The organism is Streptomyces sp. NBC_00433, assembly GCA_036015235.1.
In the GTDB taxonomy this organism is placed as follows: Bacteria; Actinomycetota; Actinomycetes; order Streptomycetales; family Streptomycetaceae; genus Actinacidiphila.
Map to the genome: position 1 here is coordinate 7774032 of CP107926.1, position 13752 is coordinate 7787783.

Genomic DNA, 13752 nt, shown 5'->3' on the forward strand with positions numbered 1-13752 from the left:
GGCCGAACAGACGTTCCGGCGTCCCTCGCGCCGCCAACCGGGGGTTCGCCCGCCTGTGCCCCCGTGGAGCCCCGCGACGGGGTCGGGGATGGGCACGCGCCAGGTTCACTCACCGTCAGGCGCCCGTTGGCGCCCTCCTCCGCCCTCACCGCGCACCACCCGGGGCGGCGGGGGTGCCGAGGATCAGGTCGGCGAGCGCCACGGTCTCCGGTCCGCCCACCCGGTTGAGCAGATCCGGGTCCAGCTCGCCCATCCGCGCCCATTTGTCGAACACGGCGGCCAGTGCGGCGCCACTGACCGGGTGGGCGGCGGCCACCTCAGCCGCCTCGGGCGTTCCAGCAACGGCTGCCCAGCCGATGGTCAGGGTGTACGGGCGGACCGCGTCTGCGGCTTCACGCAACCGCTGCGGGGTGCTGCTGGGGGTGCTCATTCAGTTCCTCCGGGTTGAGGTCGGACGGTGACCGGCGGCGATCCGTGCAGGTCACCGGGTTAGGCGGGGGTCAGGCGGCGTCGGTGTCGGCGGCCGGCTGGTCGTAGGCGGCGGGGGCGCGGTGGGTGGCGCAGTCGCAGTCGGGGTGGCAGGTGGGCCGGTCGGTGCGGGTGCCGGAGGGCCAGGCGCCGGGCTTGTGGAGCGGGCCGTTGGCGCTGCCGATGACGGGCGGGGGCGGCGGGGCGGCCGCGGCGGGCCGGCTCGCGGTGAGGGCTTCGATGAAGTCGCGAAGGTTGCCGTCTTCGGCTCGGATTGCGGCGACGTCGTCGGCGCTGATCTGGGGGCTCATCAGGTAGCTGCCATATCCACGAATCGGGCATAGTGCCCCTGGAACGCGGTGGTGATCGTCGCGGTGGGTCCGCCCCTGTGCTTGCCGACGATGAAGTCCGCCTCGCCGGCGCGCGGAGATTCCTTGTCGTAGGCGTCGTCGCGGTGGAGGAGCAGCACGATGTCGGCGTCCTGCTCGATGGCCCCGGACTCACGCAGGTCGGAAACCTGGGGCTTCTTCTCCTGGCGGTGTTCGGGGCCGCGGTTGAGCTGAGCCAGGATGATCAGGGTGATCCCGAATTCCTTGGCGAGGAGCTTGAGTCCGCGGCTGAGCTTGGCGACTTCGCCCTGCCTGTTCTCCGCTTTGGGCGCCTGCATGAGTTGCAGGTAGTCGACGATCACGAGGCGCAGGTCGGCGGTGCGCACGAGGTGTCGGACCTGTGCCCGTAGTCGCGACAGCGTGAGGTTGGGGTCGTCGTCGATGTGGAGCGGTGCGGCGAGGATCTTGTCGGTGATGGTCGCGGCGCGGGCGATGGCGGCGTCGTCGGCGATGCCCTGTTTGATGTGGTGCAGGGCGATCTTTGCTTCGGCGGACAGGATGGTTTTGGCGAGTTCGTCCTCGCTCATCTCCAGGCTGTCGAAGAGGGTGCAGATGCCGTGGTCGATGGCGGCGGCCCGGGCGAACCCGTTGGCCACCGTCGTTTTGCCCATTGCGGGTCGGGCTCCGACGACGACCATCTGTCCGGGTGCCCAGCCTCCGCAGAGGAGGCTGTCGAGGTCGAGGAACCCGGTGGGGATGCGGTCGGCGTTGGTGGGCGGGGTGATGGCGGCCGTGAGCGCACCGGCCCACAGGTCACCGAGGAGCCGGGTCTTGTTGGCACTTTCAGGCCGGACGATGCCGTCGAGTTGGGCCTGGAGTTCCGCGATGTCGCGGTCTTCGTCGAATGCGGGGCTGGTGGCTCGGGTGCGGGCGTCGTGGCCGAGGCTGACGATGCGGGCGGCAATGGCCGCTTTGGTGATCTTGTTGGCGAACCAGGCGGCCGCCCCGGGCTGGGCGTGGTCGTAGAGCCGGGCGAGCTGCACGCCGGTGGGCGGGACGATCGGGAGGGTGCCGTCCGCGCGCCACGCTTGGAGTTGCCGGTCGACGGCGTGCCACCGGATCTCGCCCTGACTCAGCCCGGTACGGAGTTCCTCGACGGCAAACCACACCCACCGGTAGCCGTCGTCGCTGATGTCCGCAGGGTCGAACCCTGAGGCCAGTTCGTCGATGAGTTCAGGTCGGGCCATGACGGACGCGGCGACGACTCGTTCGGCGTCGAGGTCACGGGGGATGCCGCGCACCTCGGGGTCGGCGGGGAGGTCGGACTCCCACAGGTCCGCGGTCACGCGCTGGTCTCCTGGTCGTCTTGGGCGGCGGCTTCGATGTGGACGTCGGACCGCTGGGGGTCGACGGTGAAGCTGCGCCCGTCGGGGGTGGTGATGGTGAACTCCAGGCCCCGCCGACCGGCACTGGACCACTGCATGGCACCGGTGATCTCGCCCTCGAACGTGACGCGGACCTTGGTCCCCTTGCGGGCCAGCGCACGAAGGCGGCCCTCCTCGTCGCTGAGGGCGTGCATGGGGCGCGACTTCGGCGCGTGTATCTGCGTCTCGACCGTCGGCCGCAGTGCGGGTACGGGCTTCTCGCAGCGACAGTTCGGCTTGAACACTTCGGGCTGCACCTTGTAGGTCCTGCGGCACTGGAGGCAGGGCCAGACCAGGTACGTGGTCTCTGGCAGCGCGGTCACGCGGCTTCCCCTGCCTGTCCGCGCCTGCGGTCGTGGCCCTTGAGCACCACGCGCTGGCACATCTCCGCGAGGCGGCTGGTGACCCGGTCGCCGAGCCGGGCGGCGAGGTCGGTGGCGCCGACGTTGGACGTCATCAGGGTGGGGAGGTGCTGCTCGTACCGGTGGTTGACCAGGCGGAAGTTGACCTCCTCGGTGAACTCGGTGGGCTTGCGGTCCGCGCCCAGGTCGTCGATCAGGAGCAGGCGGGCGTCGCGGTAGCGGCGGAACTCGCTCTCGGAGTCGACACCGTGCCGGGGGCGGAGCGCCCCGTACATGTCCGCGGCGGTGGTGACGACCCAGTGGGCGGTGACGCCGGTGATGGCGAGGTCCCGGATCGCCCCGTAGGCGCTGTGGGTTTTGCCGACGCCGGTGGGTCCGAGGAGCAGCAGCGACGGGCCGCGGTGGGCGTGGCCCATGAGGGCGCCGCGGGCCACTTGGTGCTGCCGGGCCTGGTCCGCAACGGCGTCGGCCCAGGTGCGCAGCGCCGGCTCGGCGGGCAGGGCGCTCCGGTAGTGGAACGGGATCACCTCGGCGGCGTGGACGAGGTTGCGGCGGGCGATGGACGGTTCGCTGTCGGGGTCCTCGCTGCTGTTGAGCCAGTCGAGGGTGCGGCCCCGGTTGGCGAGGAGCTGGTCGAGGTTGGGGTGGAGCCGCGGGTTCAGCGGCGGAACGTACTGCACTGGGTCACCACTTCTCGTCGTAGACGGAGTCGTCTTCGGGGTTGCGGTACGGGGTGTGGCCGCCGGACACGGCGCGGAGCGGGGGCCGGTTGGCGCGCTCGGAGGCGTACTTGGCGGAGCGGCGGATCCACTTCTGCCATTCGGCGGGCCAGTTGGGGCGGCGCACAGATTGGGCGCGGAAGTGGTCGAGGAACTGGGCGGTCTCGTATTCGAGGTCGAGGCCGGGGCCGAAGGTGCGTAGCGCCCAGGCGCGCATCGAGTCGGTGAGATCGAAGCCGTCGACGTCGATCGGGGAGAGGCAGCCGTCAGGCTGCGTGGTCTCGGCCGGCGATGCGGGTCCGGTTTCCCCGTTCGGCCCGCCGCCGCCCCTCTCTTCTGGGGCAGGGGTAGGGGTAGGGGAAGGGGAAAGGGCAGGGGCCGCGCGCACGTGTGTGCCCGCGTGCCCGCGCGTAGAGCCTTCCGGACCCCCTTCGTCAGGGGTATCGGAGGGGGTTCCCGAAGGGGGTCCGGAGGGGGTTGCGGAACCCCCTTCCGTGGGGTCGGGTGTGGGGTTGCCGAAGGCCTTGCGAAGGGTCTCGATGTGCTCGGCGATCTGCGCCCGGATGGACGGGCCTTCGCCCCGCGTCGTCTTGGTCGGCTCGTCGCTCAACTCGTCGAGCGGGACCCGGTCCATCTCGGCGAGAAGTGCCAGCCGCAGCTTCGGTGACGAAATCTCCAGCGCGCCGGAGACCATCGCGCCCATGACCTTGGGCATGCGCCACACGCCGTCGTTCCGGATGAACGAGCGGATCAGCAGTTCCTCCGTGTCGTCGTCGACGACGACGAAACGTGCCTGCTCCAGGCCGGTCAGGAGCTTGTCGAGTTCCGCGACCGACAGGCCAGCAGCCTTGCGTGCCCAGCGCCGCAGCGTCAGGTCGAGCAGGCCGGCGTGGTTCAGGTTCGGCTGCGAGATCAGGAACAGGTACAGGCGCTGCTGCTGCTGGTCGAGCGCCAGGAAGTCGGCGTCCTCCCAGATGGAGGTGAGGATGCGGCCGTGTCCGCGGGCCATCAGTTGGCACCGCCCGTCGCGATCAGTGCGGACAGGTGCTGGCGGAGATCGGTGGTCATCAATCTGCCTGCAACCGCCGCTGCGCCCACCAGCGCCAGGGGGTTCACTCCGGTGTCGTAGACCTCCCCGACTTCGTCGATGAACCGGCAGATGACGTCGCCAGGCGGCGTTCCGTCGTCGCTCGCGAGGTCCCACGCCGCTTCCCAGGCGTTCATGGCATCGACGCAGGCCACGAGCCGGCGATCTTCGGCAGACATCGGCGAGGGAGAGGAGCACATGACGCGCCCGATGTACGAAGCGATGTCAACGGCGTTGTCGGAGCCTGCCTGGAAAGCGGCCTCGGTGAGATCAGCGCTCGCCGAGGCGCCGCAGTCGAGCAGTTTGTGGGTTTCCTCGGTGAAGTAGGTGTCCGTCAGATCGGTAATGGGCTGACCGGTCCGCTGCCACGCCCACAGCCACGTCATGTAGAGGTGCGCGAAGGTCACCAGGCGTCGCTGGTCCGCTTCCTGCTTCATGGCGGCGGCCTGCCGGAACGTCCCCTGCTCGACGTCTGCCACCGGCATGGCGTTGGGCATGCTGCTGGTTTTGCCGCTGTTGCAGTCGGCGCAGGCGGTGACGAGATTGGTGGGCTTGTCGGTGCCTCCGAGCGACGTGGGGATGACGTGGTCGACGTTGAGTTTCACGTCGGGCGCGGTGGCGCCGCAGTAGCGGCAGGCGTGGTTGTCGCGCCTGAGCACTTCGTAGCGGAGTCGCTTGGAGACGGCCATGGGTTCTTCCTTCGGGAGGTGCTGGTCAGTGGGTCTTGGGCATGCGGAACCAGTGCCTCTTAGGGCGGCTTCTCTCGTTCGTGCCTAACGTAGCCATCATAGCTAAGAACGCGAACTTGCGCTGTTGTGTCGTGTAGCGAATCCGCTACTCTTGCGACATGGCCACCACACCCACGGAGCACCGAGCGAAGATTGCCGAGGCGCGCAATGTCCTCGGCGAGGTGATCTCCCGTGCCCGCTACGCCGGCGAGCCCACGGTGCTGGTCAACCGCGGCAAGGAAGCGGCCGTGATCGTGTCCTACGACTTCTACGAGCAAGCCCGCCACGACCGGGCCAAGCTGGACGCGGTGCAGGCCTACCTCGACGAACTCGGAACCGATGCGACCCGAGGGGACGTCATGAACATCCGGCGCGTCGTCTTCGAGACCCTGGAGATCGCCGACCGTCGTGCCGCAGAGAACATCGCGCGCGCGTCCGACTGACACGTCCCCCTCCTTCCTGGCCGGCCCCGCTACGGCGGGGCTTTGTGCTGTGCTGGGTGGTGCTGATCCTGCCGCCGATTGGTCGCCCATCCTGGGCCTGTGACCTGCGTCTTTGCGGCCCGGGGCGGTGAAGCCCCGGGCCGGGGTGGGCTACTCGCGGTCGGTGAGGTCGCCGCTCAGCGGGTCGCGGGGGCAGTCGCAGCCGCAGGGGCCGTGCTGGCTGGCACAGGTGCAGTGGCAGTCGTTCTCGCCGCAGGGCTCGTTGTCGCTGTAGTCGTTCATCGGTTCGGGGTTCTCCTTGGTGGTGTGATGGGTGGTGCGGCCCTTCCTGCTTCGATCGGGAAGGGCCGCACCCGTGGGGTCAGGCGCCGCGTCGTCCGCGGGGCCGGAGCGTGGTGCCGGCCTCAAGCAGGAGCCGGTGGAGGTAGCCGTAGGAGCGGCCGGTGGCTGCTTTGAGGTCGCGGATGGTGTCGCCGTCTTCGTAGCGGGCGCGGAGTGCGCCGCCGTAGACGGTGCGGGCGGCCCCGCGGAGGTACGTCACGACGGGACTCCTGCCGTGAGCTGCTGCTGTACGGCGGCGAGGACGTCGTCCGGCGGGGTCCAGAACTGCTGCTGGCCCTTGGCAGGGACCGGCTGGTCGAGGGTGGTGACGTTGGCGATCTGCCAGTGGAAGACCTGCCGCATCCCCCAGTCGGCGCACTGGTCGTCGCATCCGTCGCGGTCGAAGTGGCAGGCGGTGAAGGTGACGGCGGCGAGGATGACGCCGAGCAGGTCCGCACGATCGCCGTACAGGCGGGGGATCGCCCACGCGTCGGGCAGTACGGGCTTTCGCTCGGGTGCTGCGGCGGCGTGCAGGAGTACGGGTACGCCGACGTACCGGGCGGGCAGCGGCCAGGAGCGGTTCTCGATCCGCTTCGGAGCGTCGGACGGCTGGACGATGGCGTCCGCGTAGGGCTGCCGGATGGTCAGGGCCCTCACGCGGTCACCGCCGCGGTGGCCGGGACGTCGTGCGCGAAGCACGGCCCGCTGTCGGGGCAGACGTGCAGGACTCGGGCCGCCTCGGCTGCCGCCCGGATCTTGGCGATGACCGCCTCAACGTTCGTGACGTCGATGTAGACGACCGGGTCGGGGTCCCCGTCGGGGTGGGCGACGGAGAGGGAGACGACGGGCATGGTGCCGTAGTAGGTGCTGGCGTCGACCGGGGTGACGGTGAGGGTGACGCCGTCGCTGTCGGTGTAGTCGGGGCCGGTCACTGGGTGTCCTTCCTGTCGGGCGTGGGTGCTTCGGGTCGTCCGGCCATGGCGGCGGGCGTATGAGCTGGGCATTTCCACCCGTTCGCGAACAGCACGGCTGGCTCACCGCAGGGGGTGGTGCCGCTGTCGCAGACGCCGGGGGTGACGGGCGGCATGGCCGGACGGACGGGCCGGGTCGGGGTGGTCATGGGCGCCCGCAGGTGGTGCAGGCGCCGGTGATGAGGCCGAGGCGTCGGCCGATGCGGACCATGTCGGCCCGTTCGGCGGTGTCCCATTTGGTGTAGATGCCGTGGATGTAGGAGCGGACGGAGCCGCGGGTGACGCCCATGGCGGTGGCCATGTCGGTGACGGTCATGTCGCGGGCGATGAGCCGCAGCGTCTGCGTTTCCCGCGCGGTGAGCTGCGAGGCGTAGGTGGTGCTCACGCGGCGGCCTGCTTGTTTCGGGCGTCGCGCTCTTGCCGGTCGCGCCGGCTGGCGTCCCTGCATGCGGTGCAGATCGGCTCGCTGCGCCGAAGATGCCTGCGGTAGGCGGCGGATGTTCCGCAGGGCTGCAGTTCAACTGGCGACTTGGCGGCCGGTTCCGTGCCGGGGTCAGGCTGGGCTGCGGGGTTGTCGATGTCGTCCCAGTCGAGGGGTCCGTGCCAGCCGAGTTTGCGCGCCCGGCTCTTGGCTTTGGCGCTGGTGCCGGGACGCTTGCTGAGGGTCTTGTAGGCGGCGGTGATCGCGGCGGCCGTGGTGCCCTGGACGATCGACTGGTGCCCGTTTGCGATGCTGCTGATGGCGGATGCGGCGACCCCGCTTGCGCCGGCAATGGTCACGTTGTTGTGTCCGATTGCATAGAGCGCCCGAATGCGCCGCATGGTCCCTGTGACGGGCCGTTCGGCGACGGCGTCGAACGTTCCGGGGGTGACGGCGAGGATGCGCAGCGCCTTCTCGCGACGGCATCCCTTGGTCAGCCCGCGCATCAGGTAGTTGACCGTGGCGTGGGAGACGTGCGCGCGGCGGGCGATGAGGTCCTGACTCATGCCGGTGTCGGTGAGCGTGCGGATGTGCTGCCGCAGGGGTTCGGCGGGGTAGAGCGGGGGGGTGCCGGCGATGTGGGCGAGGGTGCGCTTCTTGCAGCTGAGGCTGTGGGCGCGGACGCAGGCGGCGCATTTGCAGGGCGGGTAGGAGCCGTTGCGGGCACCCTTGTACCGGGTCGGGGTGCCGTGCGGGGGCAGCGGGCGGACGGCGGTGGTCATGCCGCGGCCTCCAGGTTGTGGAAGCGCTGGCCGGCGACGCGGTGTCCGCGGGGGGTGAGCATCCAGACGGCGATGCGGTGCCCGTGGGTGGGCTCGGAGGTGGAGGGTTTGCCGTCGACGGGGACGCGTTCGATGATTCCGCCGAGTTTCAGGGAGTTGATGGCGCGGCTGAGGTAGGTGCGGCCTGCGTCGGGGAGGAGGGGGCGGATGTCGTTGCAGGTCCAGGTGGAGTAGCTGAGGCCGTAGAGGAACACGGCCTGTTCGACCAGGTGGTGGTCCCAGGCGGGGGCTTTGGCGAGTTCGGTGAGGGTGGCGTCGCGGCGGGTGGCGGCGAGACGCTCGGCGGGGGTGAGGCGGCGGGTCACCGGTCCTCCTTCTTGTTCTGGTGTCCTGCGTGGATGGCGGCGCTGATGATCAGTTCGATGGCGGTGGTGGCGCAGGCGACGGCCCATAGGGCGAGGCGCGTCCCGGCGGTCACGACGCGGCCTCCCGGCTGGCGTCGCCGCGGGCCGGGCGGGGCGCGGGGTGGTAGCTCGGGCCGGAGTGCGTCAGAGCGTCCAGGAAGCGGCTGAGGCGGCTCACGGGGCGACCTCCCCGGCGGCGATCTCCTGGCTGAGGCGGGTGTGCTGGTCGACGGCGTCGCGGCAGCCGTGCGCACACGGGTCGGTGGCCGGTTGCTCGCGGCTGATGCCACGAACGAGCTGCATGATCGTCTTCGCCTGATCGGTGATCTGCTCGTTGGCGTGGGTCAGGCGCATCCGGGTGGTGCGCAGTTCGGTGGTCAGGGCGGCGGCGTCTTCCGCGCTGAGGCTGCCCTCACGAGCGCGCTGGGCCACGGCGAGGCGGGCCTTGAGGTCGAGGATCTGGTTCCGCTTGCTGTTCCACATCAGCTCGTCGCCTCCTCGGCCTGGAACGGGACGAGGGGCCATGCCCGACTGATGACCGTGTCGGGCTTGGTCTTGCGCTGGTACTCCTCGAAGCCGGCGGCCCAGCGGGCGTGCCAGGTGATCTGCCAGCCGTGGAGGACGGCGCCGGGCACGGCGAGCTCCGGGTACTTCTCGCCGATGGCAAGGGCCACGTCGAGGGCGGCTTGGGCGTCGGCGTCGGCGGTGTGGGCGTCGTCGAGCTTCACGCCGTAGTGGGTGGCGAGGACTTCCAGCTTCCGCTTGCCCTTGCGCCACTTGTCCGCCGCCCGGTCCAACACGAGGGGGTCGATGACCGGGGCGATGGGGCCGTCGTGGAGGTCTTCGAGGGTGGGCAGCCCGTGGCGGCGACATTCCCGGTCGAGGAGGGTCAGGTCGAACGGGGCGTTCATCACGACGAGCGCGGATCGCAGGGCGAGTTCGTCAGCGAGGGCTTGGGTGATCTCGTCGATGACGAGGGCGGCTGGCTGGCCGTGTTTGCGGGCGTAGGCGGTGGTGACGTGGTGGATGTCGGAGGCGTCGGTGGGGATGTCGATCCCGGGGTCGGCCAGCCACTTGCGGGGCTCCCGGCCGGGCACGACCAGGGCGGCGGTGACGATCCGGTCGTTCTCTACGTCGGTGCCTGTGGTCTCGCAGTCGTAGCTTGCGAGGTACCCGAGGGGCCACGGGGCGGCGAGGTCACCGCCACCGATGGGCTGCTCAAAGTTGCTCATGGGATGCTCCTTCGAGGCCGCGCCTGCCTGCTTCCGACGGGCAGGCGCGGCCGTGCGGGGTGGGTTAGAACGGGGGCTCGTCGGAGTAGCCGAGGGTCAGCTCGTGGATGCGCGTCTTGATCGCGTCGTCGAGGTCGGCGCCCTCGTTCTTCAGCGCCGTGGCGAAGTTGCGCGCCCACTGCTGCGGCGACACGTTGTCGCCGTTCAGGAGCATTGAGGCGAGCTGTCCGGCGATGACCCGTCGGACCGGTGCGGGGATGTCCGCGCTGATGTCCGGCGTCGGCGCCCACGGGTCGTCGGCCGGCGTGGCGGACGCGGGGGTCTTCCAGGCGGACCGGGCGTCCCAGCCGTCGTCGGTGAGGCGGGCGTCGATGAGGTCGTCCATGTTGGCGTCGCCCTCGTCGAGCGCCTTGGCGAGGTCGACGGCGGCCTTCCACCGGTTGGTGTCCCGGCTGGCGAGGCCCTGCGCGATGTGCGTGGACACCAGCTCCCGCACGGCGTACTCGCGCTGGCGCAGCAGGGTCAGGGCGTCCCGCATGTCGGCGTGGCTGGCGGCCTGCTCCTCGTTGCGGGCGAGGGCTGCGTAGCCCTGTCCGATCCAGGCGGAGACCTCCGCGATCCGCATGTCCGGGGGGTTCTCGTTGTTGTGGTGGGCGGCGGTGGCGAGGTGCTTTTCCGCTTCGGCCCGGTGGTTGATCTGCATGGTTCGTGGTCTCCTTGGTGGAGACCGCGCCGGATTCGCCCCGGCGCGGTCGTGCGTGCGGGGCTACTGCGGGACGTGCGCGGTTGCGGGCCAGTCGGCGGCCGGCTGGTCGTCGTCGACGAACTCGCCGACCACCACCTCGTCCTGGTCGTCGTGCACGGGGCTGGGCACGGGCGCCTGCTGCACAGGGGCGGCCACGGGCTGGCCGGTCTCCGCGGCGACGACGGCCTGCGCGCGGAGCTGCTCGCGCATGTACTCGGCGGAGGTCGGGACCCACTTGGTGAGCCGGTGGGCGGCGGTCTTCATCCACATCGCCTCCTCGTGGTTCTTCCACGGGGAGTACTGCGAGTCGGAGCCCTGCGAAGAGGCCTTGGCCCGGTTGATGTCGCGCCGGTTGAGGACGACGACCTTGGAGGTGGCGCCGTCCTTCATGACGGCGTAGGCGTAGACGAGGCGCAGGTCACCGCGGTCGTCGGAGTCCCAGTCGATGTCGTGGATGGGGCGCTCGTCGCGGCCCGGTGCGTAGCGGAACGTGTCGTTGGCGCGGACCACCTCGACGATCACGGAGGACACGGCGCCGGCCCGGTAGATCAGTTCGATTTCGCCCTGGTAGCCGCGGATGCCCTGGATCTCCAGGCGGCCCTTCACCTTCCGCGGCGTCAGGTAGTACTGCTCGGTACCCGGAGTGAGGCCCAACTGCGCGGCGTCCATCAACGCGCCCATCAGTGCGGCGGGGTTGTTCTGTGCGGCGAGGGTGAGGTTCTTGTCGCGGCGCAGGACGCCGACGGCGAGGCGGACGAACGTCTCGGGCTTGACGTGCGACGGCATGACCATGGCGAGGTCGGAGCGGTACGCCTCGACCATGGCGCCGGGACCGTTGTCGACGCGGGCGACTTCGGAGCTGACGGTGGGCTGGTTCATGCTGCGATCTCCCTGTTGCGGGCTGGCTGGAGGGACTTCGTGGACCCGTCGGGCTTTGGGATGCGGGTGGCGATCCGCTGCTTTCCGACGACGGCCCGACGGGCGGTGCCGATTTCGTCGAGGACCAGGCCGGCCGCGGCCCGCTTCTCTGTCTCGGCCTGCTTGCAGGCGTCGAGGGCGGTGAAGTAGCGGTCGCGGAGGGCTTCGGCGATTTCGATGTCGACGTCGTCGACGGAGTCGGGGAGTTCCTTGACGACCTGGTAGGTGGCCGCGTGGCCGTCGATCGGGGGGCGTTCCCCGGCGTGGACGGAGCGCAGGAACTCTTCGGCGCGGTCGCGCATCATGTGCGCTTCGGCCGGGTCGGCTTCGACGAGGTATTCGCGGTAGTCGGACCCGGAGATGAGGACGATGAGGCGGCACCGCTGCAGGCCGAGGCCGTCGAGGTACCAGCGGCACTGGGCGCGGTAGTAGACGGGCACCTCGTCGGTGCCTTCCTCGCCCCATCCTTCGGCGTCGCGGCTGGTCTTGGCCTCGATGAGGTGGATCTCGCCGTTGGGGCCGACGCCGATCCGGTCGGGGTTGACGATCTGCCAGGGCCGTCCGGTGCCGTGGAAGGTGGGGGCGACGAGGGCCTGCCAGCCGGGGTTGCGGACCTGGAACTCGTCGCAGACTGCGGGCTCAAGCTTCTTGCCCCAGTACATTTCGTTGCTTTCCTGCACTGGGGCTACGAGCCCGGATTTGCGGTGCCACAGGGAGAAGCGGGACTCGAACGGGGACAGGCCGATGACGGCGCTGATCTCGGAGCCGCCGATGCCCTGCGCGCGGGCTGCGTGCCAGTCGTCGGAGCCGGGTTCGAACCAGCCGACGAGTTGACCGGCAGGCAGCGGCGGGAGCGTGGGGTCGGTCATCCCTGACCTCCGCATTGGTGGCCGGGGCCGATGAAGCCGCGCCCGCACGAGCAGGCCTCGGGTGCGTCCCAACCGCGGAGGATGGTGGCCGGCATCAGGCGCCGCCGTTTGCGAGGCGGAGCAGGACTGCTCCGTGGCAGTGGTCGGGCTGGCCGGGCTCGGGGAGGGGGCACCAGCACATGAGGTCGCGGCCCGCGAGCAGCTTGGGCACGTCGGCGGCGAGGTACGGGTGGGTGTCGAGGTGGTGCTCGTAGGCGGCGACGGCGAAGCGGCGGGCTTCGGCGGCGGTCGGCCACGTGCCGATCCCGGCGCCACCGGCGTTGTCGTGGACGGCGTGCCAGCCGCGTGTCTGCCGGTTGTAGACGATGCGGGTGGGGTTGCCCCACCGGGTGCCGCGTCCGACGTACAGGGCGCCTTCGGGCTTGCGCCAGCCGGCTTGGCGGCGGCGCTGGATTCGGGCCGGCATCAGGCACCGTCCCCGGGCTTGGCCCACTCGGTGGTGGTCGTGGTCACGGTGCGCTGGACGATGCGCGCCCCGGGACTGTCGGCGGCAACCAGGGCGGCCTCCTGGTGGTCGCGGGCGGCGATCGGGTACGGGGTGTGGGTCTCGTCGGCGGTGAGCAGGAGGGCGTACTCGGTGCGGCGGGTGACGCCTGCGCTGCCGCCTGCGAGGAGGTCGAGGAGCCCCGCGACGGTCATCCCCGCCTGATCGCCGTGGTCCGGCGAGGGCTCCGGCTCGTCGCCGTCCCCGGGCTCGCCACGAGTGCTGGCGTAGGCCGTGTCGTCGGTGTACGGCGTGGCCTGGTAACGGAGCTGGGCGGACGCGTCGTCCATGCCGAGGAATTCGAGGAGGTCGGCGGCCTCGGTCAGCACCTTGGCGCGGTGTGCGTCCATGGCGTCCCGGTAGTGGCCGGTGCCGATGAAGGCGCGGACCGCACCCCGGTCGACCTTCGACGCGAGGACACCCGCGTTCCATGTCGGCTGCTCGGCGGCCTTCTTGACGAGCCACGCGACGGTCTCGATCTTGGCCTCGGCCAGCACTGCGGGGCGGCAGGCGGCGTGGACAGCGGCAGCCAGGACCGGCACCCACTCGGCGTACTCGCTGGTGGGATCCACCTCGTGCAGGCCGTAGTCCTCGAAGTCGAACGCCTTGATCGCGGCGGTGACTGCGTCGATGGCGCTCATGCCGCCCTCCGTCCCTGCCGGATCGGCCAGACGCGCCGGCCGAGGATGGTGGTGAGCTGGTCGGCGAGCACGGTGAGGGGCCCGCGGTAGAGGCGGATGGTGCGGGACGCGGTGGGCAGGGCGGCCACCAGGCGTTCGGCGAGGACGTCGTCACGGGACGGGCGGTCCACGTCGTGCGGGTCGTGGTTGGGCTTGTCGCCCTGGATCAGGTCGACCAGGTCGTCGAACAGCTCCGGGTGCTCGTCCAGGACGCCGAACAGGTCCTTGAGCAGGTGCTCGTGGTAGTACCGGGCGACCTCCAGGTCCGCGCCGTCCGGGCGACGGGTCACGTGCACCGGGTACGT

The 13752-nt window shown here is 70.5% G+C and carries 23 protein-coding genes; 1 reads left to right on the top strand and 22 read right to left on the bottom strand.

Annotated elements, in window-relative coordinates:
- Positions 1 to 145 precede the first annotated feature (145 nt).
- From OG900_33515 to OG900_33545, 7 genes are all read right to left on the bottom strand, one after another.
- Complete coding sequence (locus OG900_33515) at positions 146 to 430, bottom strand: hypothetical protein (protein ID WUH94584.1); 285 nt, start codon at positions 428 to 430, stop codon at positions 146 to 148.
- Positions 431 to 500: 70 nt separating this feature from the next.
- The gene (locus OG900_33520; protein WUH94585.1) at positions 501 to 779 is read right to left on the bottom strand and encodes a hypothetical protein; all 279 of its coding nucleotides are present in this window, start codon (positions 777 to 779) and stop codon (positions 501 to 503) included.
- Positions 779 to 2143 carry an AAA family ATPase gene (locus tag OG900_33525; GenBank protein WUH94586.1) on the bottom strand — a complete coding sequence of 455 codons (1365 nt, stop codon included), beginning with the start codon at positions 2141 to 2143 and terminating at the stop codon, positions 779 to 781. The genes OG900_33520 and OG900_33525 overlap by 1 nt, the downstream gene beginning before the upstream one ends.
- Positions 2140 to 2544 (bottom strand): hypothetical protein, encoded by a 405-nt coding sequence (locus OG900_33530; protein WUH94587.1) that lies wholly within the window; start codon positions 2542 to 2544, stop codon positions 2140 to 2142. The genes OG900_33525 and OG900_33530 overlap by 4 nt, the downstream gene beginning before the upstream one ends.
- Positions 2541 to 3263: an ATP-binding protein gene (locus OG900_33535; protein WUH94588.1), complete on the bottom strand. Its 723-nt coding sequence runs from the start codon at positions 3261 to 3263 to the stop codon at positions 2541 to 2543. Before OG900_33535 ends, OG900_33530 begins: the two co-directional genes overlap by 4 nt.
- 4 nt (positions 3264 to 3267) lie before the next feature.
- Positions 3268 to 4311, bottom strand: coding sequence for a hypothetical protein (locus OG900_33540; GenBank protein ID WUH94589.1), 1044 nt, complete (start codon positions 4309 to 4311; stop codon positions 3268 to 3270).
- The gene (locus OG900_33545; protein ID WUH94590.1) at positions 4311 to 5078 is read right to left on the bottom strand and encodes an HNH endonuclease; all 768 of its coding nucleotides are present in this window, start codon (positions 5076 to 5078) and stop codon (positions 4311 to 4313) included. Before OG900_33545 ends, OG900_33540 begins: the two co-directional genes overlap by 1 nt.
- Before the next feature lie 158 nt (positions 5079 to 5236).
- Here OG900_33545 and OG900_33550 point away from each other — a divergent pair, with 158 nt between their 5' ends.
- Positions 5237 to 5560 (top strand): type II toxin-antitoxin system prevent-host-death family antitoxin, encoded by a 324-nt coding sequence (locus OG900_33550; protein ID WUH94591.1) that lies wholly within the window; start codon positions 5237 to 5239, stop codon positions 5558 to 5560.
- Between the two features lie 150 nt (positions 5561 to 5710).
- On the opposite strand, the gene OG900_33555 is transcribed toward OG900_33550, so the two are convergent.
- The 15 genes from OG900_33555 to OG900_33625 form a co-directional block, all read right to left on the bottom strand.
- Positions 5711 to 5842 carry a hypothetical protein gene (locus OG900_33555; protein ID WUH94592.1) on the bottom strand — a complete coding sequence of 44 codons (132 nt, stop codon included), beginning with the start codon at positions 5840 to 5842 and terminating at the stop codon, positions 5711 to 5713.
- A gap of 79 nt (positions 5843 to 5921) precedes the next feature.
- Positions 5922 to 6101 carry a helix-turn-helix domain-containing protein gene (locus tag OG900_33560; protein WUH94593.1) on the bottom strand — a complete coding sequence of 60 codons (180 nt, stop codon included), beginning with the start codon at positions 6099 to 6101 and terminating at the stop codon, positions 5922 to 5924.
- The gene (locus OG900_33565) at positions 6098 to 6538 is read right to left on the bottom strand and encodes a hypothetical protein (protein WUH94594.1); all 441 of its coding nucleotides are present in this window, start codon (positions 6536 to 6538) and stop codon (positions 6098 to 6100) included. The genes OG900_33560 and OG900_33565 overlap by 4 nt, the downstream gene beginning before the upstream one ends.
- The gene (locus tag OG900_33570; protein ID WUH94595.1) at positions 6535 to 6813 is read right to left on the bottom strand and encodes a hypothetical protein; all 279 of its coding nucleotides are present in this window, start codon (positions 6811 to 6813) and stop codon (positions 6535 to 6537) included. Before OG900_33570 ends, OG900_33565 begins: the two co-directional genes overlap by 4 nt.
- Positions 6814 to 6997: 184 nt before the next feature.
- The gene (locus OG900_33575) at positions 6998 to 7237 is read right to left on the bottom strand and encodes a LuxR C-terminal-related transcriptional regulator (GenBank protein WUH94596.1); all 240 of its coding nucleotides are present in this window, start codon (positions 7235 to 7237) and stop codon (positions 6998 to 7000) included.
- Complete coding sequence (locus tag OG900_33580; GenBank protein ID WUH94597.1) at positions 7234 to 8055, bottom strand: hypothetical protein; 822 nt, start codon at positions 8053 to 8055, stop codon at positions 7234 to 7236. The genes OG900_33575 and OG900_33580 overlap by 4 nt, the downstream gene beginning before the upstream one ends.
- On the bottom strand, positions 8052 to 8420 hold the full coding sequence (locus tag OG900_33585) for a hypothetical protein (protein ID WUH94598.1): 369 nt from the start codon (positions 8418 to 8420) through the stop codon (positions 8052 to 8054). The genes OG900_33580 and OG900_33585 overlap by 4 nt, the downstream gene beginning before the upstream one ends.
- Before the next feature lie 213 nt (positions 8421 to 8633).
- A complete protein-coding gene (locus OG900_33590; protein ID WUH94599.1) occupies positions 8634 to 8942 on the bottom strand; it encodes a hypothetical protein in 309 nt (102 codons plus the stop codon).
- The gene (locus tag OG900_33595) at positions 8942 to 9691 is read right to left on the bottom strand and encodes an exonuclease domain-containing protein (protein ID WUH94600.1); all 750 of its coding nucleotides are present in this window, start codon (positions 9689 to 9691) and stop codon (positions 8942 to 8944) included. The genes OG900_33590 and OG900_33595 overlap by 1 nt, the downstream gene beginning before the upstream one ends.
- Before the next feature lie 64 nt (positions 9692 to 9755).
- Complete coding sequence (locus OG900_33600; GenBank protein ID WUH94601.1) at positions 9756 to 10394, bottom strand: hypothetical protein; 639 nt, start codon at positions 10392 to 10394, stop codon at positions 9756 to 9758.
- A 63-nt stretch (positions 10395 to 10457) separates the two neighbouring features.
- Positions 10458 to 11315, bottom strand: coding sequence for a recombinase RecT (locus tag OG900_33605; protein ID WUH94602.1), 858 nt, complete (start codon positions 11313 to 11315; stop codon positions 10458 to 10460).
- On the bottom strand, positions 11312 to 12223 hold the full coding sequence (locus OG900_33610; protein WUH94603.1) for a YqaJ viral recombinase family protein: 912 nt from the start codon (positions 12221 to 12223) through the stop codon (positions 11312 to 11314). The genes OG900_33605 and OG900_33610 overlap by 4 nt, the downstream gene beginning before the upstream one ends.
- A 94-nt stretch (positions 12224 to 12317) precedes the next feature.
- Complete coding sequence (locus OG900_33615; GenBank protein WUH94604.1) at positions 12318 to 12689, bottom strand: DUF4326 domain-containing protein; 372 nt, start codon at positions 12687 to 12689, stop codon at positions 12318 to 12320.
- On the bottom strand, positions 12689 to 13408 hold the full coding sequence (locus OG900_33620; protein ID WUH94605.1) for a hypothetical protein: 720 nt from the start codon (positions 13406 to 13408) through the stop codon (positions 12689 to 12691). The genes OG900_33615 and OG900_33620 overlap by 1 nt, the downstream gene beginning before the upstream one ends.
- The gene (locus tag OG900_33625) at positions 13405 to 13737 is read right to left on the bottom strand and encodes a hypothetical protein (protein ID WUH94606.1); all 333 of its coding nucleotides are present in this window, start codon (positions 13735 to 13737) and stop codon (positions 13405 to 13407) included. Before OG900_33625 ends, OG900_33620 begins: the two co-directional genes overlap by 4 nt.
- Between the last annotated feature and the right edge of the window lie 15 nt (positions 13738 to 13752).